The sequence below is a fragment of the Brevibacillus sp. AG162 genome (assembly GCF_006715575.1).
Lineage (GTDB): Bacteria > Bacillota > Bacilli > Brevibacillales > Brevibacillaceae > Brevibacillus > Brevibacillus brevis.
Genome location: NZ_VFNO01000005.1, coordinates 459,554 through 478,116, shown reverse-complemented (window position 1 = coordinate 478,116; position 18,563 = coordinate 459,554). Strand labels below are relative to the sequence as shown.

The following is an 18,563-nucleotide window of genomic DNA, read 5'->3' as shown; positions in this document are numbered from 1 at the left end:
TTTTTGTCTAATTACTACGAAATCGTATTAAATGGATCATGAAGGAGAGAGTCGAGATGAGAATCATCATTTACACCGGCAAAGGTGGAGTTGGGAAGACGAGTGTTGCAGCGGCAACGGCTGTTAAGCTGGCAAAGCAGGGAAAAAGGACGCTCGTACTCAGCACAGATGCCGCACACAGTTTGGCAGATTCATTAGGGACCATGATCGGACCAGACCCCGTACCAATCAGCGAAAATTTATGGGGCCAGGAAGTAAACAGCTTGCGGGAAACCGAGCGCAACTGGGGGGCAGTTCAGGGATGGCTGACCACATTGCTCGACAAAGCACAGCTGATTGATATTACAACAGAGGAAATGCTCGTTTTTCCTGGCATGGAGGAATTATTCAGTTTGCTGCAGATCAAGGAACACGCCGTAAGCGGGCAATTCGACGTCCTGGTAGTCGATTGTGCCCCAACCGGAGAAACATTGCGGCTGCTCAGTTATCCAAACGTATTGAATTGGTGGCTGGAGAAAATTTTTCCGACCGAGCGCAAGCTGATCAAACTCGTTCGCCCAGTAGCCAAGATCGTCAACAAAGTGGAGCTTCCATCCGATGATGTGCTAGACAGCGTAGAGCACCTCGCTCGAGGGCTGGAGGAAATGCAACGAATTGTTCTGGACCCGGAGATCACATCAGTGAGGATCGTAGTAAACCCGGAAAAAATGGTGCTTGCGGAAGCAAAGCGCTCGTTCACGTACCTGAATCTGTTCGGGTTCAATACGGACGCCATCGTCGTGAATCGGGTGCTTCCGGATGAAGCGGGAGAGGGATTTTTTGCCCACTGGCGAGAGCTGCAACGGAAGTATGAGAACGAAATCGTGGAAAACTTTCAGCCGCTCCCGATTTTGAAAGCACCGATGATGCCAAAAGAAGTGATTGGGCTTCCCGTTCTAGAAGAATTGGCTGATATCGTTTTTGGAACAGAAGACCCATCCGCCAAGCTTTATCAGGGCAGAACGGAACTGATTCGAGAAGTGGACGGCGAGCTGCATTTGGAGCTGATGATTCCTTTTGTGGATAAAGCAACGCTGGATTTAACGCAAACAGGAGATGAATTGACCGTAAATGCAGGTGACTACAAGCGAAAAGTCATCTTGCCACGAGTTTTAATGGGACGACAGGTAACGGGAGCGAAATATGCGGAGGATCGGCTGATCATTCGTTTTAGCGCAAGGGAAGGGGCTGCTCAGCATTGAGAGATATTGGATTGAATCGGGTGCTGACGATTCTCGGGAACATGGAACAGCACGGAACCGAGCGCCATATGAAAAATGCCTGCAAAGAATGGCTGCTCGCATCGCGGTCAGTGATCGACAGCATGATTGATGCGTTACAGGATGAACAAGACCGCCCGAGAGCTCATAAGATCAACATTTCCAAGGAATAGGCCAACTTGAGAGGAGAGAATTGACATGATAAGTGGGATCAAGCGCCAAATGGGTTTCACTCTCATCATTACAGGACTGCTGCATACGGTTGTCGGTCTGTTTTTATATGCGGAGCCTCTTCAGCAGATCGTCGCAAACGGTTTTTGGAATGCGGTAGGGCGAGAGGAAGTTGCTGCTTTCTGGTTTATGATGTTTGGCTTTTTGTTGATGTTGCTCGGATATATGGCGGATTGGCTAATGAAAAAGAAGGGAATGGAGACGCCAGCTGCCTTTGGGTGGACGATACTCGGGATATGCGTGGTCGGGGCGATTGCCATGCCTGCATCGGGCTTCTGGCTCGGCATACCACAGGCTGGCATCCTGCTTCGCAAGTGATGTAAGAAATTTGCGGATAGGTAGATGGTTCAGATAAAATGAATGTAACCATTTTCCATATGGTTCAATATCCGAGGTGATCTTCCATGAACTTCTTAGATGCAAATAACCAATGGACCCCAGAATTTTTGGAACACATCCAAAAATCCGCAAAGTCATCCATCAAGCTCACGCTGACGAAAGAAGCGGCTACCTTAACGGATAGCAAGGTGGGCGGAAAGCCTTGGCTGCCGCCAGAAATTCCACACCCACAGGATGAAGAAGGGAACGACTGCTTGTTTCTCGCACAAATCAACTGGGCGCAAATGCCGCAGCTCGATGGCTACCCCGCTAGTGGATTGACCAGTTTTTTTGTCAAGGAGGATGATACATTCGGATTGATGGACCAATCCTTTCGAGTGCTTCATTTTGAAGAGGTCATGGACACACAGGAAATCGACCCCTTTCAACCAGAGGACCCCGACGTGTACAGTCCGGTTTTGGGCGGACCATACAAGCTGACAGGAAAACGAGAGTCACAGTACGTCCCTCATCGAGATCCACAGGCGGTGAATTTTCAACTTCCTACTGATGAGGATCAAGTGGCCTATTCGAAATATTGGGACCTCGCCGATGCAAGCGGATCACGGATCGGTGGATATCCTTACTTTACCCAAGCGTATGTAAATCAGGATGGGTGGGAGCTGCTCCTTCAGCTGGATATGGAGGGCGACAACTACGATTACTATGTGTCGTGGGGAGATAGCGGAGTGGGCAACTTCTTCATTCGCAGGGAGGATCTGCTTCGTCTGGATTTTTCAAAGGTTTTTTATACTTGGGATTGTTTATAAAAGAAAGACGGGGATAACATGATGGAGCGTATACATGACGTCCAAACCTTAATTAAAGAATCGCAAAAGAGCAGAGTGAAATACTTGTTCTTTTGGGGACATACACAGAAGGAGCCAGGCACTATCGATAAATCCTGCTTCAGCCAATGGTATCCGGCCGCTTTTGTAGAGGATGGCATCACGTACCTGACCGCAGAGCATTACATGATGGCGAAAAAGGCAGAACTGTTCGACGATCTTGCCATCCGTGATGAAATACTCAGGAAAAGCCATCCAAAACAAGCGAAGGATTTGGGACGAAAGGTTCATGATTTTGACGAGGCGGTGTGGAATGCGAACAAGACGGCGATCGTTCGCCAGGCAAACCTATTAAAATTCAGCCAGCATGCCGATTTGAAAGCATACCTCTTGGACACAGGTGACCGCATTATTGTCGAAGCGAGTCCGTATGATCGGATTTGGGGAATCGGAATGGCCCAAGATCATCCACATGCGGAACAGCCCGAAAAGTGGCGGGGAGAAAATTTGTTCGGTTTTGCATTGATGGCAGTCAGGGAGCAGCTGCGTTCGTGATCCGGATTGCCAAAATCGGAGAAGAACCCGTCGAGCAGGTTCCCTATCTAGCAGCGGGCACGAATGGCAAAGGTGTTGTTCCGAACAGGCTGCCCATCTTTTTTGGGGAAATGGAGAATATTCCTGATGCTTATGATGCGATGATCATTACTTCCGATCTGCAAGGGGTGATAGAGTCTGTGCACGGGCAGCAGGTACTGCTTGGCGAAGCGTTGCCAGAGATGGTTTCACTGTTACTCCAAATCGAAAAGCCATCTATTCGACGGGAACGCGTTCTGGTCTTGCTATGCGGAGACTTGTATGCCGACCCATGGAAACGAGGAAGCAGCGGTGATCCCTCACCCGTATGGCAGGCTTTTCGACGCGAGTTTGGAACTGTGGTCGGGGTTGTTGGCAATCACGATTTGTTTGACTCGGGTTCAATCGTACAGCTTCAAGGAATGACAGGTATCACCATCATCAATGATCCTGAAATGGTGCAAGTCTGTCAGCTCCGTATTGCGGGCTTGGGCGGAATCGTCGGACGTGCGGATAAACCGAATCGCAGGGAAAGGAAGGAGTTCCTGAAAGGATTGCGGGAGCTGCTTCAGAAGCAGCCTGACATTTTGTTGCTCCATCAAGGACCGGATGAGCCTTCATTGGACCTGCAAGGCTTGTCTGAAATTCGTGAATGCTTGCAGCAGCATCCTCCCGTACTCGTCTGCTGTGGGCATGTACACTGGGAGCGGTCTTGGATCGAGCTTGCCCAAGGGACACAAGTGTTGAACGCGGATGGGAAGCTATTTGTTTTTACACGAAAAAGTGGTTGAGCAGACGTTGCGCTGCTAACCACTTTTTTTCTATCTACTGAACGGAAAACGCACGTTTCACCTGATCAAGCGACATGACCATTTACTCATACAGCTTGCCCTCCAGCGGCTGTTGGCGAGGGGGACGCTTCGTCGTCGATGAGAACTCCTCTACGATGTAATTTCCTGTCCAAGAGGGAGGAATGGTAAAGGTAAATGTCTCGATGATCGGGATCGGCACCGTGAACTGATTGTTTATGGTTCGACCTTTGATCTCATCGGTTGTCGGTCTTTTGACTTCCGGATCAGGGTCAGATGGAGTTGTTTGCTGTCGCGGTGGTGCCGCTTGTGGACCTGGGAGCGAACAGGCGGAGAGCAGAAAAATGATGATGAGTCCTACATAGAAGTACGTTGCTACTTTCATCACGGTCCTCCTTGATGTATAAAACACTCCCGTATATTCATTCCACGCAAGGAGGAAAACTATTCCATAGTCCTATCGTGAATATTTATTCAATAAAACATATTTTTCTTGAATATCAGAAAATATATAATTATAATTTAAATCAGAAAACATTTCCGGTATTCGGAAAAACTAATACGCAATTCATCCGGGAGATAAATGGGGGATAGCAGGATGATTGAGGTTAAGCAGCTTGTCAAATCTTTTGGCCCGTTAACCGTGTTGAAGGGCGTTACGCTCACGGTGGAAGAAAAGGAAGTTGTCGTCTTGCTTGGAGCCAGTGGTTCAGGCAAAAGTACTTTGCTTCGATGTTTGAATTTTCTGGAATTTTATGACAGCGGAGAGATTCGAATCGGCGGTCAGCAGATTGATCCACACAAGACGAATCTGAATCAGTTCCGCGCCGAAGTCGGCATGGTTTTTCAGCACTTCAATCTATTTCCGCACAAGACCGTTTTGGAAAACTTGATCGAGGCCCCTGTTCACGTCAAAGGGATGAATGCAGCAGAAGCCAAACAATTGGCGTACGAGCTCCTGAAAAAAGTGAATATGCAGGATAAGGCCGATGTCTACCCGGACATGCTCTCCGGTGGACAAAAGCAGCGGGTTGCCATCGCCCGGGCGCTTGCAATGAAACCGAAAATCATGCTATTTGATGAGCCTACCTCTGCACTCGATCCCGAGCTCGTCGGTGAAGTGCTACAGGTCATGAAGCAGCTCGCCAAAGAAGGAATGACGATGATTGTCGTGACACATGAAATGGGGTTCGCTCGTGAAGTAGCAGATCGGGCGGTGTTCATGCACGATGGGCAAATCCTGGAGCAAGGACCACCGAGTGAATTCTTTGAAAACCCGCAGCATGAGCGCACCAAGCAGTTTTTAGGCAGCATCCGCTAAACCATTCACTATATAAAGAGAATAAAACAGGGGGAATCACCAATGAAAAAACGTGCAAAATGGTCCGGAATTTTGTTGTCCACTGTTCTAGTAGGCTCGTTGTTGCTCTCTGCTTGTGGATCACAGGAAAGTGCACCGGCAGCAGGTGGACAAGCTTCTGGGGATGGTGGAAAGAAAGATTTTACGTACGCGATGAGTGGCGTGTACAAGCCGTTTAGCTTCAAGGAAAACGGACAACTGACTGGCTTTGATGTAGAGATCGGACAAGCGCTGGCAGAAAAAATGGGCATGAACGCAGTACCGATCACCAACCCATTCGAAACAATCATCCCCGGTCTGGACGCGAAAAAATACGACGCTGTCATCGGGAGCTTGACTGTCACACCTGAACGTCAAAAAGCGGTTTTGTTCACCAATCCCTATTACCGATCCGGTTCGCAAATTTTCGTGCAAGAGGGCAATACAACGATCAAGAGCAAAGAGGATTTGAAGGGCAAAAAGATCGGCGTCGTGAAAGCATCCAACTACTTGGATTGGGCGAAAAAGCTGACCGATGAAGACAAAATCACGCAGTATGATAGCGATATCACCGCTTTGCTCGACCTGCCGACAGGACGACTCGATGCAGTGATTACGGATCAGGTAGTAGGCTTGCGGTTCATTAAAGAAGGCGGCGGAAAAGTGATTGATGTAGGCGAACCGCTCAGCTTTGACGAGCAAGCAATCGCTGTGCGCTTGGGTGACCAGGAGGCTGTTGATCGGATCAACAAGGCGCTGGACGAGATTGTCAAGGACGGCACGTATGAGAAGATCAGCCAAAAATGGTTTGGTCGCAATATCCTGCAAAAACAGTGAGTGGGCAACGGGGTGTCCGTGATGGACGCCCCACTTTTAACGCTTCATGTGAGGAGGATTGAACGTGATTGTTGATATTTTTCTATCCAGTTATCCCCTTTTTCTAAAAGCGACATGGCTCACGGTTCAATTGACCGCAGTTGCTCTGATGCTCGGTTGTGTGGTAGGTCTTGTCATTGCCTTTTTCCGGATATCCGATTCCAAAGTATTGAACTACATCGCACACGTGTACATTACCGTCATTCGCGGAACGCCATTGATCGTACAAATTTGTATTCTGTACTTCGGCTTGGCGAATATGGTCACGCTGTCACAGTTTTGGGCAGGGGCCATCGCGCTGGCCGTTCATAACGGCGCGTATATTGCAGAAATCTTCCGAGGCGCCATCCAGTCAATCGATCGCGGGCAGATGGAGGCTTCCCGATCACTCGGTATGTCGTATCCGTTGGCGATGCGCAGAATTATTTTGCCGCAGGCGTTCCGCCGGGCAATCCCATCGCTTGGCAATCAGTTTATTATCGGGTTGAAGGATTCGTCGCTGGTCGCCTACGTAGGGATGCAGGATTTATGGGGAACGGGTCTCGGTGAAGCAGCTTCCAATTACAAGCAGCTGGAGACGTACATGGTCGTAGGTTTGTACTATCTCGTGCTGATCATGATCTTCTCGTATTTCGTGAACAAGCTGGAAGCAAGGCTAGCCAGAGGAAAAGCCCCCAATAAACAAACGAAAGATAACACGAGTGTTGCAGCGTAACTTTTTGTCATGGAGGACGAAAGAAGGATGGTTCAATCAGTCGAACGGGCGATGAAAATTATTCGGGTACTGATTTCAGACGAAAAACATGCTTGGCCGATTTCGGAGCTGGCGAGCGCAACGGGTCTACCAATCAGTACGCTCCACCGTTTTCTCGAATCCATGATCCAGTTCGGATTGGTTGAGCAAGACCCAGTCACCAAGCATTACAAGCCGGGATATACATGGATGGAAATCGGTTTTATCCTGCATGAAAAGCTAAACCTGCGAGCTGTGGCGCGACCTTTCATGGAGGAGCTGGCGAACGAAGTCGAGGAGAGCATTTTCCTTAACGTCTTGGCTGGTGCGGATTCGATGCCGATCGAAAAAGTAGAAAGTCCACTGAAAATACGCATAGACGAGAACCTGGGGGAGCGGATTCCTCTCACAATCGGCGCCCCTAGCAAAATCATTCTCGCGTATTTGAAGCAGGATGCGATTACGAAAGTCGTTTCCGCCCAGCTTGCGCGAGACAAGCAGCCGTCATTTTTGGAGCAGCTGAGTGAAGCCAAGAAAAGTGGCTATGCGATCAGCTACGAGGAGAAGACGGAAGGCACCATGGCAGTCGCCGCTCCGATCATCGGCTACGGAAATCAACTTGTCGGAGCGCTCTCGATCAATGCCCCGTGCTTTCGGGTGACAGAGAATCGATTGCCCCTACTCATCGAAAAAGTAAAGCGCCAAGCCGCGACGATTTCGGCAAGAATCGGCGGAGCATAAGCAAACTCTCCATTCCAGCATCTGTTGGTGGAGGGTTTGCTTTTTTTAATATTAACCATTGGATCTTTCAATTTTTTCGCCCTGAAAAACTGTGTTAGTGTGAAAGAAACAGTGGGGAGGGAAGATAGACATGTTTCCATTTCGCGTCATTAATCAGGAAACCACGGAAGATGTGCTGGATATGGCCAGCGTGATTGAAGTGGTTGAGCAAGCCTATCAAATGAAATCGAGTCAGCAGGCGACGTTGTTTCCGCTCATTTTTCATGAGTTCGTAGAGGGTAGAGCCGACATGGATATCAAATCTGGGCATTTGCCGCAAGCCGATATATTTGGACTCAAGCTCGTCTCGTGGTTCGGTGACAATGAGAAGAAAGGTCTGCCACAGTTAGTCGGAACTGTGATGGTCTTGGACAGCCAAACCGGCGTACCACAGGGAATTTTGAGTGGAGAGCACATTACTTGCATGCGTACGGGAGCCGCAGGCGGAATCGGCGCTAAATATTTGGCTCGCCCTGAATCAGAGAACCTGCTGATTGTAGGGACGGGGCATCAGGCTCCTTTTCAAATCATGGCGACCTTGATGACGATGAAGCAGATCAAGCGGGTGTACATTTGCAATCCGCGGTCCGCAGAAAAGGCGCAAAGCTTTGCCGCCCAAATCAAGGTTAAGTTGATAACCAAATTCGTCTCCAAGTATGCGGGAGAAGAGTACGAGCGGTATGCCAGCCGTTGTGACGTGGAGTTTATCGCGGTGGACAATCTCGAAGTAGCAACAAGGCAAGCAGACATCATCATCACGGCAACCCCTTCACGCGAACCGATGATCCAAGAGGAGTGGGTGAAGCCGGGGACGCATATCACCTGCATCGGGGCAGATATGGAAGGAAAACAGGAAATCGATGAACGGCTTTTTGCAAAAGCGCGCGTCTTTGTGGATGATATCGGGCAGGCAGTACGCGTGGGAGAGACGAAGGTCGCTGTAAAAAAAGGGCTGATAGCAGAGAGCGATATTGAAGCGGAGATCGGCAATGTGATCCTCGGACTTGCAGGTGGAAGACAGAGCACAGAAGAGATTACGATTTTTGATAGTACGGGTATCGCGATCCAGGATTTGCTGACGGCTAACCACATTTTGAAAGAAGCCGATAAGCGCGGCGTAGGTACGATTGTCGATCTGTAGGAAAGAAAAACTAGAACAAAGGAGAGGAACGACCCATGAGAATTGCACCTTTTAAAGTAGAAGAATGGATGAATGCCTACGAGATGGAGGCTGTTTACAATATTGCCGAAACATGCGTCGATTCGCTGACGGTAGAAGAGTTGATTCGCCTTTCCGATGAGCCGGAAGACTTTTTCCGCGAGATGGCCCAAAAGAAGCTGACGTACGGTCATATCGAGGGTTCGCCGGAATTCCGCAGCCTTGTCGCGAGTATGTATCAAACGATGAAGCCGGAAAACATTTTGGCGATGAACGGGGCGATCGGAGCAAATTTTCTCACCTTGTTCTCGCTCGTCGCGCCTGGAGACGAAGTGATTGCCGTTCATCCGACGTATCAGCAAATTTATTCGGTACCGGAGTCGTTCGGAGCGCAGGTCAAGCTGCTCAGACTTTTGCCGGAAAATGATTTTCTGCCTGATCTGGATGAGCTGCGCTCGCTCGTTACAGACAAGACTAAGCTGATCTGTATCAACAATCCGAACAATCCATCTGGAGCTTTGATGGGTGAAGGAATGCTGCGAGAAATCGTAGAGATTGCCCGCTCTGTTGATGCCTACCTGCTGTGTGACGAGGTGTATCGAAATTTGCACCAAGAACCGGAGGTGGTGGTACCATCTATCGTCGACTTGTACGAAAAAGGGATTGCGACAAGCAGCATGTCCAAAGTGTTTTCATTGGCGGGCTTGCGTCTGGGATGGATTGCAGCGCCTCAGGATGTGATCAAAAGCTGCTTCCAGCACCGCGATTACACCACTATCAGCTGCGGAATGCTGGATGACATGCTGGCTGTCCATGCACTGAAAAACCGCGACAAGATTATGGAGCGCAACCTGAAGATCGTGCGGGACAATCTGGAGATTCTCGATGAGTGGGTGGCGAAGGAGCCGTTGGTCTCTTACGTCAAGCCGCAGGCAGGAACAACCGCGATGCTTAAGTACGAGCTGGATATCCCGTCGGAAGCGTTTTGTATCGACTTGTTTAAAACAACGGGGGCGTTTTTGACACCTGGCAGCTGCTTTGACATGGAAGGGTGGGTACGAATCGGGTACGCCTGCGCGACAGACGTGCTTCAAGCTGGTCTGGCAAAAGTATCGGAGTTTTTGGAGTCACGCAAATAACGAATGAAGCAGGGGAGGGAGACTCTCTTCAATGAGAGCGGAGGGAGACTCCCCCTAGGCTTTTGGCATTTCTGATCACGATACCGAACTGGGGGGATATCATGAGTCAGCCTAATGTAGATTGGCAGCCGAAAAAACAGAAGAAGCTGTGGGAAGTCAATGTGTTTGCGTTACTTTTTGCCGTGATTGCGATCGCAGTCATCCTGACGTATATCTTGCCTGCCGGAGAATACGGACGGGTCGAGGTAAACGGTAGAAGCGTCATTGATCCGGGGTCGTTTCAGTGGATCGAATCCTCTCCAGTCAAGCCGCTCGGGCTGGTCAACAGCGTGCATACCGGTTTGGTGGAAGCCTCAGGCATTATCTTTTTTGTATTGATAATTGGCGGAACATTCGGTATTTTAACGGCAACTGGCGCGATTGAAGCGCTCATAGTCACACTATCGCGTCTACTCAGGAATCAAGAGAAGTGGCTGATTCCCATCATGATGCTGTTTTTTGCGGCAGGTGGCTCGCTCATGGGTATGGCCGAAGAAACATTGCCCTACATCGCAATCATGATTCCGCTGGCGATTGCTCTTGGTTTTGATGCAATGACTGGCGCTGCCATTGTGCTGGTAGGAGCGTCGGTCGGATTTACATCTGCACTAATGAATCCGTTTACAGTAGGGGTTGCCCAAGGCATCGCCGAGCTTCCCACTTTTTCGGGAATGGGTTATCGAATTGCTGTTTTTGTCGTGATGTACTTCGTATCGACTGCATTCGTCCTGCGGTATGCGTCGAAAGTCAAAAAAGACCGTTCGCAGGGCTTCTTCGGATTGTTCGAAGGGAAAAACACGGCTGAGCTTTTGCGTGAAGACATGAAGTTGACGGCCAGACATAAAGGAATTTTGGCTTGCTTTGTTCTCAACTTTGTCGTGTTGGTCTTTGGTGTCATTCAATATGGCTGGTATCTAACCGAGCTATCCGGAATCTTTCTGCTGCTGGGAATCATCATCGCAATCGTGGGAAGACTCGGCATCAACGAAATGGTAGACAACTTCATGAAAGGTGCTGCTGGCCTGATAGCCGGGGCCTTGGTCATTGGAGTTGCACGGGCGGTTGTTGTAGTGCTTAATGACGGCCATATTCTCGATACGATTCTTTACTATTCGGCTGACCTCTTGAATCAATTGCCTGGTGCTCTTACAGCGTTTGGCATGCTCGTCCTCCAAACCGTGATCAGCTTTATTGTTCCGTCCGGAAGTGGAATGGCTGCATTGACCATGCCAATCATGGCGCCTTTGGCAGAATTAGTTGGCGTCACGCGTCAAACCGCGGTTCTTGCCTATCAGTTCGGGGATGGCATATCCAATATCTTCATTCCGACCTCCGGCTATTTCATGGCTGGTTTGGCTTTGGCTGGCATCCCGTGGTTGCGCTGGATGAAATGGATTATGCCGCTGATTCTGATGCAGTACGGGATTGCGACAGTCGCAGTCGTCGTCGCGCATCTGATTGGTTATGGACCATATTGACGGGAGGAGATTATGAATGGCACTTTGCACACCAACGCTTGCCCAATGGGCCATCAGTAAAAGGCGATACTTGCATCAATACCCAGAGCTGTCTGGTCAGGAGTATCAGACGGCGGCCTATGTTCGGAAGTATTTGCAGGAATGGAAAATGGAACTGCTCCCATGTGAGCCGCCGAATGTGGTCGGCATTTTGCGGGGGACGGATGGCAAGAAAACCATTGCGTTACGGGCGGATATGGATGCACTACCGATCGTTGAAGAGGGAGAGAAGCCTTATCTCTCGAAAAATGAAGGTGTCGCTCATGTATGCGGTCACGATGGACATACGGCCATTTTGCTAGCAGCAGCCAAATGGCTCTCGGAAAACCGCGCAGACGTAGCACCAAATGTGCTTTTTCTATTTCAATCCTCAGAAGAAATGCTTCCTAGTGGAGCGCAAGCTATCGTCCGTCAAGGTGTGATTGATGATGTGGACGCTGTCTTTGGGCTGCATCTCTGGCAGCCTCTTGAGAAAGGAAAGATCGGAATCAGTACAGGCGCGATGATGGCGTCTGCTGATGACCTGCGCATCGTCATAACCGGACGTGGAGGACACGGCTCGATGCCGCACGAAACCGTCGATCCGATCTATGTGGCAAGTCAGGTGATTAACGCGATCCAAGCAATCGTGGGTCGCTGCGTCAACCCAATCGAACCTGCGGTCATTTCCATCTGTCGGATGGAAGCTGGCTCGACCTATAACATCATTCCGAATCAGGCTGTTTTATACGGAACACTGCGGGCACAGTCGGAAAAAACGAGGCAGCTCTTGGCTCGCGAGCTGAAGCAGAAGATTGAGGCATTGTGTTCGGCATGGGGCGCGGATGGTGAAGTCATCGTGGATTGGGGGACACCACCTGTTGTCAACGATGAGTCTATGAGCCGATTCGTTGCTGACGTTGTAACTGATATATTTGGTGAGAGTTCTCTTGCTTATGTGGAGCCGGTTATGGGGGGCGAGGACTTTTCTTACTATTTGGAACGCAAGCCTGGCAGTTTTATTTTTATCGGAATGCGTGGAGAAAAGAGCAGCTATCCCCACCATCATCCGCGTTTTGACATTGATGAGGATGTCATTCCGACCGCTGTTGAACTATTGATTCAATTAGTGAAAAGATTTTAACAAGGAGGAGTAGTTCATGTCGTTGTCCGTATCCTTTCTCGATATTGTAAAAGCTCACAAGAATCTAAAGGGGCAGGTTATTCATACCCCGTTACTATCATCACCCGCGCTGTCTGCCATCGCAAATGCCGATGTCTGGCTGAAGCTGGAATGCCATCAGAAAACAGGCTCATTCAAGGCGCGCGGTGCGCTTAATAAAATCGCATCCTTGACGGATGAGGAGCTGGCTCGGGGCGTTATTACGGCTTCAGCAGGCAACCATGCGCAAGGGGTCGCATATGCGGCTTCGCTTCGAGGTGTGTCGGCCTTGATTGTCGTGCCAAAAACGGCGCCGGAGACCAAAAAAGCGGGGATCAAGCGCTACGGTGCGGAGTTGGTCGTGTATGGGGACAGCTATGATGACGCAGAAAGTCACGCCTATGAACTGGCGAAAGAAACTGGGCGCACATTCGTCCATGCCTTTGAAGACAACGAGATCATAGCAGGGCAGGGAACGGCAGCCCTGGAAGCTCTTTTGGAAGAGCCGGATTTTGACGTCATTCTCGTACCTGCTGGTGGTGGCGGGTTAATTTGCGGGGTGGCCCTCGCAGCAAAGGCAATCAATCCGGATGTACAGGTGATTGGGATTCAAACACATGCGTCTCCGCCATGGTACTACTCGTTCCGCGAAAAGCGGTTGGCTGATGTGGTATACAGCGATTCGCTCGCAGACGGTCTTCATGGGGGAATTACACAAGGGAATCTGGACTTGGCCCTGCAGATCGTCGATGACTTCCTGCTCGTAGAGGAAGAACATGTTGCCCAAGCCATGAGCTGGCTGGCAAAAGAGCATCATCTGATGGTGGAAGGCTCAGGCGCGGTCGGTGTCGCTGCTCTCATGCAAGGAACTGTACCCGAACTGGCAGGGAAAAAGGTGCTGACGATTGTGAGCGGCAGTAATGTAGATGCTGGCAAGCTGGCGGGGATCATAGGGAAGTACGCATAGGTTATCGGTTGAACATAGAGCCACTCTCGGCTACACTTTTTCTAACAAAGGTTGTTCAAAAAGCCGACTTTTTGAACACGCACTTGCACGAAGAAATGGTGTCGTTCGGTGAGGAGTGGAAAATCAATCATGGAGTTACGCAATCTGAAGACATTTCAGGTCGTTGCCGAGCATTTGAACTTGACGAAGGCTGCGGAGCAACTCGGATACAGCCAGCCTACGATTACGCTCCAGATTCAAGCGTTGGAGCGGGAGCTGGGTCATCCTTTGCTCAATCGGGTAGGCAAGCGCACGTTTTTGACACCGGCCGGAAAAATAGTGAAGCAGCATACGGATCAGCTTTTCTACGTTTTGCAGCACATGGCGGAAGGGCTCAATCACTTAGACATGCCTGTAGGTCCGCTGATTGTGGCGGCTCCAGAGTTTTATTGCATCCAATACATGCCCCAAATTTTGAAAGCGTACGTGGAGACTCATCCGCAGGTCAATCTGCAGGTGATTTCTTGCACCAGTCAGGAGGCATTGAAAAAAATCCAAGCCCACGAAGCGGATATTGGGATCATTGCGGGCACCACCGCACAACCAGGTATTCATTCCAGCGTCGTGGACTTGGAACAATTCACCTTGATCGCTTCTCCTGATTTGATGAAGGACAAAACACTGGCAGACGCACTCGTGACCTTCCCTTTTTTGTCCTATCAGGAGGGGTGCAATCTCGATGAATTTATTACCCAATGCCTGTTGGAGTTAAACTACATCCCGCCCTCTGTCATTAAATGCAGCAGCGAAGAAACAATCAAACGATCCGTCCTGAATCAAACGGGTATAGCATTGCTCAGTAAGGTTCTGGTGGAAAAAGAGCTGCGAACAGGCGAACTGATCGAGCTGTACCGCTTTTCCAAGAAAGCTGAAACATCGCTGGTCAGTCTGGAGCGCCGACGAGAAGAACCTGCAATCCAAAGCTTCATGGAACTGGTCAAAGACGTATGGTTATCCGTAAGAGAAGAGTAGTCATGACAAGGGGCTGTCTAAGAAGTCCCTCAAAAGTAAAGAAGCTGGGAAAAAGGTTTCGTTTTTATTGGTTCACAGAAAGTGGCTAGGCGGATGCCCGCTACTTTCAACAAGTTATGTGCGATTACCAGAATTCCGAACTCGACATGGGGGCACATTATCTCTTGGAGACAATAGTTTTCTTCTTGCACCTCTAGAGCAAAACGGTTTTTTTGTGCTTACTTTTTGGACAGCCCCCTTTCCCATTTCGGTTTTGTGTGGAACGGATATGATATTGTAAAATGACAGAAGGTAAGAGAAATAGGAGATGACAACAAATGAGTAAGCAAGTAAACGAAACCGAACTCGTTTCACATGTAGCTACGAAAACAAAAGTAGACCCGGAAAAAATCAGGATCGTACTCAAGCATGAGCAAGCGTACATGAACAGTGCGAAGGCAGATGCAAAAGGTGATGTGGACGTTGATTTTGATGATCTCGTGGATTATGTCATGGGTAAGTCAGATGTGAAGCTGGATGAGATCACCGTCGAGAAGATCCTGGATGTAGAGATGGAATACTTGATTAAAAAAGGAGTCGCTGGATACATAGACTAATAGAGGATGTATGGTTATCAGGAAAAGAAGAGTAGTGTTCCAAGCACATTCCCCCTGTAGAGGGTGATGTGCTTTTTTTATTCTATTTGAAAAACCACAACACAAAAGGGTAATCAGTGGCTGCGGCAGTGGGGAGAAGAATATTTCCAGTCTAGGCTCAGTGCTCCGTCCCTCGGGGAAGCATGGACTGCACGCTCCGAAGAGATTCGCGGGGAAACGCAAAAGTGGTAGCCGCTACGTCGCATGGGCACGGTTGCGTTTCTTTTACCCGCAAATCCCTTCTCCGCTCGGTAGGACTCCACAAGTCGCTACATCTGGAAATATTCTTCTCTGTCGTGACTGAGTACATTCTTCCATCTTTTAAGGCTTTTAAAACCCGTCTAACACGAAAGCTCGTAGAGGAAACAGGAGAAATAAGCGAAGATCTTTGGTACACCGACCGAGACGGAATGCAAAAAGCGAAACACGCTCTTAAGCGTCCACCTCTGAAACACATCCTGAATGGACCACTTTGGACGCGGTTTCGCTTTTTGCATGGAGTCGGGCAGTGAATCCCCCAGCGGGTGGGACAAGAAGCTGAGCGTTTTCTCCTGTTTCCTCCCCACCACAACAGCGTGACGACTGCATTTTTAGTATTTTTTAACAAGGTATATACATACTGAAAATCCAAAAAATATCTGAAAGACAAATGTAAATTGTTTGACTATTGGTAGTTGCCGTGTCTATAATTTGGTTATCTTTGTTAGTAATGTTAACTAACTGTGTGGCGGTGATCGATGAAGCGTGCAAGCTCCCAAAAAAACAGGTAACAGCAAACTCGTGAAAAAACTGAATAAAGAAGAAGTATTGCAGCAGGTCGTCTTGCACGGGCAGATTTCCCGCGCGGATATCTCCAAACAGACACAGCTCAGCCGACCATGTGTTTCCGCTCTCGTAGATGAAATGATCCAGGAAGGACTCCTGCAAGAAGTAGGAATGGGCGATTCCAAAGGCGGCCGCAAGCCGATTTTGTTGGAGTACAACTACCAGGCCTACGCCATTGCCGGAGCAATTTTTGAAGGATCTACCCTGGATATGGCCATCGCGGATATGAAAGGCGAGTTCTTGGCTCGCTGTCGAAAACGGCTGGCACAACCAGCGAATGGCGAAACCGTCATCGAAGATTTGGCAGCTGGACTGGATCGCTTGCTGCGTGAAAGTGGCATCCCGCGAGAGCGCCTGCTCGGTATGGGCGTCGGCTTGCAGGGGGTCACACAGCGTGGCAGTGGAACCGTCAGCTTTTCACCCAGCACGGGGTGGATGGGTTCACCCATTCAGCAGACCATCGAAGCGCGACTCGGACTGCCCGTCATTATCGACAATGACGTGAATATGATGACACTGGGCGAGTACGTCCGTGGAGCAGGAGTCGGCCATACCAACGTCGTCTACATGTACGTAGGAACGGGGATTGGGGCCGGGATCATTTTGGATGGACAGTTTTATCGGGGGAGTCGTGAGGCAGCAGGAGAAATCGGCTTCATGATGATCGGCCCGGTACATAATCGCCCGAATGGCGCGTCAGGGGTGTTTGAGACGCATTATTCGATTCCGGGCATCCAAGAGCAGGCTAAGGGATTTCTCTCTGACCTTCAGGAAGGGTCGAGTGTCATAGAAGAGCTGATCCGGCACGCCAAACATAATCCGGAAGCAAAGGAGCTTCTTGCAGATGTGTATCGACATTGGGCGTACGGAATGGCGAACATCATCAGTATTTTGAACCCGGAAATATTGATCCTGAGCGGGGAGATGGTCCACGTCGATGGTGAAGGGGTGAAGCAAATTCACGAATGGCTGAGAGAATGGGTGCCTGAGGTGCCTAATCTTGAAAAAGCGAGTCTGGGGGAGCGAGCTGGTTTGATTGGCGCTGTCCATAGTGTTTTGGAAGCGTTTCCTTTCACAAGACTGCTTGACAAAGAGTGAGAAGAACAAGAGGGGGAGTTCGTTTTGAAGAAGACAACTAGCAAGCTGAAAACATGGATGAAGGGCGTTTTTGTCAGCTCCTTGGCTCTGACTGTGGCTGCATGCGGCAGTGGAGGACAGGAAGCAAAGCCTGCCGACAACAGCGCAGGCGGTCAATCGGGCACGGCTGCTCAACCTGCTGATTCATCGGGTGACCCACAAAGACTGGTGATTTACACCGGACGGGACAAAAACATTTTTGAAATCGTGTTGCCAAAATTCAATGAAAAGTACCCGAACATTGAAGTGGAAACACTCGAAATGGGTGCCCAACAAATTTTGGAGCGCGTTCGTGCAGAGAAGGCGAACCCGCAGGCTGACTTCTGGTGGGGCGGTACCCAATCTGCTTTAGCGACAGCAGCCAATGAAGATCTGCTGGAGCCTTACAAGCCGACGTTTGCAGACAAGGTTCCGGATTTGTACAAAGATCCGCAAGATCGCTGGTACGGCGAAATGCTTTTGCCAGAGGTCATCATGTACAACTCGCAGGTGCTGAAGCCAGAAGAAGCGCCGCAAGATTGGGACGAATTGATCGATCCGAAATTCAAAGACAAGATCGTGATCCGAAACGTACTGCCGTCTGGCACAATGCGTACCATTTATTCCGCAATGATCTTCCGTCAAGGGGCGGATACTCCTGAAAAAGGTTACGAATGGCTGACCAAGCTCGATGCCAATACAAAAGAGTACACGCAAGACCCGACAAACCTGTATTTGAAGCTGGATCGTCAAGAGGGCGTCATCTCCTTGTGGAACCTCCAAGACGTTCTGATCCAAAGCAAAAAGAACAACCATCCGTATGACTTCATTTATCCGAAGAGCGGGGCTCCGATTCTCGTAGACGGTGTGGCTCTGGTAAAAGGCGCGAAAAACCTGGACGCAGCGAAAAAGTTCATGGAATTCTTGATGAGTCCTGAAATGGCTGCCCAATTGGCGAAGGAGCGCTTCCAGTTCCCATCTCGCACAGACATCAGCAAGGATGAATTGCCAGACTTCATGAAAAATCTCGAGCTGAAGCCAATGGAACTCGATTGGGCTGTCATGGCTGAAAAAGAAAAAGAGTGGATGCAGCATTGGGATGAAAACATCAAGGGGAAAGGCAAGAAGTAAGGAAGGCATTTTCCAAGCAGCTGGGCGGGAAGGCGTTGTCCTTTCCGTCTAGTCACTTATAGAAGTTGTTTTAATACGGACGCAGCTTGAAATGACTTGCGATGAAGGAGGAAACAC

The 18,563-nt window shown here is 49.5% G+C and carries 20 protein-coding genes; 19 read left to right on the top strand and 1 reads right to left on the bottom strand.

The window, feature by feature from the left end; all coding sequences use genetic code 11:
* Positions 1-56: 56 nt before the first annotated feature.
* From FB479_RS18455 to FB479_RS18430, 6 genes are all read left to right on the top strand, one after another.
* Positions 57-1,241, top strand: a complete 1,185-nt coding sequence (locus FB479_RS18455) for an ArsA family ATPase (RefSeq protein ID WP_142066267.1) — start codon at positions 57-59, stop codon at positions 1,239-1,241.
* Complete coding sequence (locus tag FB479_RS18450) at positions 1,238-1,432, top strand: hypothetical protein (RefSeq protein WP_142066266.1); 195 nt, start codon at positions 1,238-1,240, stop codon at positions 1,430-1,432. The genes FB479_RS18455 and FB479_RS18450 overlap by 4 nt, the downstream gene beginning before the upstream one ends.
* Positions 1,433-1,457: 25 nt before the next feature.
* Positions 1,458-1,808 (top strand): DUF6463 family protein, encoded by a 351-nt coding sequence (locus tag FB479_RS18445; RefSeq protein WP_142066265.1) that lies wholly within the window; start codon positions 1,458-1,460, stop codon positions 1,806-1,808.
* An 86-nt stretch (positions 1,809-1,894) separates the two neighbouring features.
* On the top strand, positions 1,895-2,638 hold the full coding sequence (locus FB479_RS18440; RefSeq protein WP_142066264.1) for a YwqG family protein: 744 nt from the start codon (positions 1,895-1,897) through the stop codon (positions 2,636-2,638).
* A 21-nt stretch (positions 2,639-2,659) separates the two neighbouring features.
* Positions 2,660-3,211: a riboflavin biosynthesis intermediates N-glycosidase gene (locus FB479_RS18435; RefSeq protein WP_142066299.1), complete on the top strand. Its 552-nt coding sequence runs from the start codon at positions 2,660-2,662 to the stop codon at positions 3,209-3,211.
* On the top strand, positions 3,208-4,020 hold the full coding sequence (locus tag FB479_RS18430) for a metallophosphoesterase family protein (RefSeq protein ID WP_142066263.1): 813 nt from the start codon (positions 3,208-3,210) through the stop codon (positions 4,018-4,020). The genes FB479_RS18435 and FB479_RS18430 overlap by 4 nt, the downstream gene beginning before the upstream one ends.
* 82 nt (positions 4,021-4,102) lie before the next feature.
* Here the strand turns inward: FB479_RS18430 and FB479_RS18425 are convergent, their stop codons facing one another.
* On the bottom strand, positions 4,103-4,423 hold the full coding sequence (locus FB479_RS18425; RefSeq protein WP_255438445.1) for a hypothetical protein: 321 nt from the start codon (positions 4,421-4,423) through the stop codon (positions 4,103-4,105).
* A gap of 213 nt (positions 4,424-4,636) precedes the next feature.
* On the opposite strand from FB479_RS18425, the gene FB479_RS18420 reads away from it, so the two are divergent.
* The 13 genes from FB479_RS18420 (at position 4,637) to FB479_RS18355 (ending at position 18,446) form a co-directional block, all read left to right on the top strand.
* Positions 4,637-5,359, top strand: coding sequence for an amino acid ABC transporter ATP-binding protein (locus tag FB479_RS18420; RefSeq protein ID WP_106655525.1), 723 nt, complete (start codon positions 4,637-4,639; stop codon positions 5,357-5,359).
* A gap of 42 nt (positions 5,360-5,401) precedes the next feature.
* Positions 5,402-6,214, top strand: a complete 813-nt coding sequence (locus FB479_RS18415; protein WP_142066262.1) for an ABC transporter substrate-binding protein — start codon at positions 5,402-5,404, stop codon at positions 6,212-6,214.
* 64 nt (positions 6,215-6,278) lie between these two features.
* Positions 6,279-6,968 carry an amino acid ABC transporter permease gene (locus FB479_RS18410; protein WP_106655527.1) on the top strand — a complete coding sequence of 230 codons (690 nt, stop codon included), beginning with the start codon at positions 6,279-6,281 and terminating at the stop codon, positions 6,966-6,968.
* A gap of 27 nt (positions 6,969-6,995) precedes the next feature.
* Entirely contained in the window at positions 6,996-7,727 is a 732-nt protein-coding gene (locus FB479_RS18405) for an IclR family transcriptional regulator (protein WP_142066261.1), read from the top strand.
* Between the two features lie 130 nt (positions 7,728-7,857).
* A complete protein-coding gene (locus FB479_RS18400; protein WP_142066260.1) occupies positions 7,858-8,907 on the top strand; it encodes an ornithine cyclodeaminase family protein in 1,050 nt (349 codons plus the stop codon).
* A gap of 35 nt (positions 8,908-8,942) precedes the next feature.
* The gene (locus FB479_RS18395; protein WP_142066259.1) at positions 8,943-10,064 is read left to right on the top strand and encodes an aminotransferase; all 1,122 of its coding nucleotides are present in this window, start codon (positions 8,943-8,945) and stop codon (positions 10,062-10,064) included.
* Between the two features lie 101 nt (positions 10,065-10,165).
* Positions 10,166-11,581 (top strand): YfcC family protein, encoded by a 1,416-nt coding sequence (locus tag FB479_RS18390; protein WP_142066258.1) that lies wholly within the window; start codon positions 10,166-10,168, stop codon positions 11,579-11,581.
* 16 nt (positions 11,582-11,597) lie between these two features.
* Positions 11,598-12,743, top strand: a complete 1,146-nt coding sequence (locus FB479_RS18385; RefSeq protein WP_142066257.1) for a M20 metallopeptidase family protein — start codon at positions 11,598-11,600, stop codon at positions 12,741-12,743.
* A 16-nt stretch (positions 12,744-12,759) separates the two neighbouring features.
* Complete coding sequence (locus FB479_RS18380) at positions 12,760-13,728, top strand: threonine ammonia-lyase (RefSeq protein ID WP_142066256.1); 969 nt, start codon at positions 12,760-12,762, stop codon at positions 13,726-13,728.
* A 129-nt stretch (positions 13,729-13,857) separates the two neighbouring features.
* A complete protein-coding gene (locus FB479_RS18375) occupies positions 13,858-14,739 on the top strand; it encodes a LysR family transcriptional regulator (RefSeq protein ID WP_142066255.1) in 882 nt (293 codons plus the stop codon).
* A 317-nt stretch (positions 14,740-15,056) separates the two neighbouring features.
* The gene (locus FB479_RS18370) at positions 15,057-15,335 is read left to right on the top strand and encodes a hypothetical protein (protein ID WP_106778703.1); all 279 of its coding nucleotides are present in this window, start codon (positions 15,057-15,059) and stop codon (positions 15,333-15,335) included.
* A 783-nt stretch (positions 15,336-16,118) separates the two neighbouring features.
* Positions 16,119-17,297: an ROK family protein gene (locus tag FB479_RS18360; RefSeq protein ID WP_142066254.1), complete on the top strand. Its 1,179-nt coding sequence runs from the start codon at positions 16,119-16,121 to the stop codon at positions 17,295-17,297.
* 24 nt (positions 17,298-17,321) lie between these two features.
* On the top strand, positions 17,322-18,446 hold the full coding sequence (locus FB479_RS18355) for an extracellular solute-binding protein (protein WP_142066253.1): 1,125 nt from the start codon (positions 17,322-17,324) through the stop codon (positions 18,444-18,446).
* Positions 18,447-18,563 lie beyond the last annotated feature (117 nt).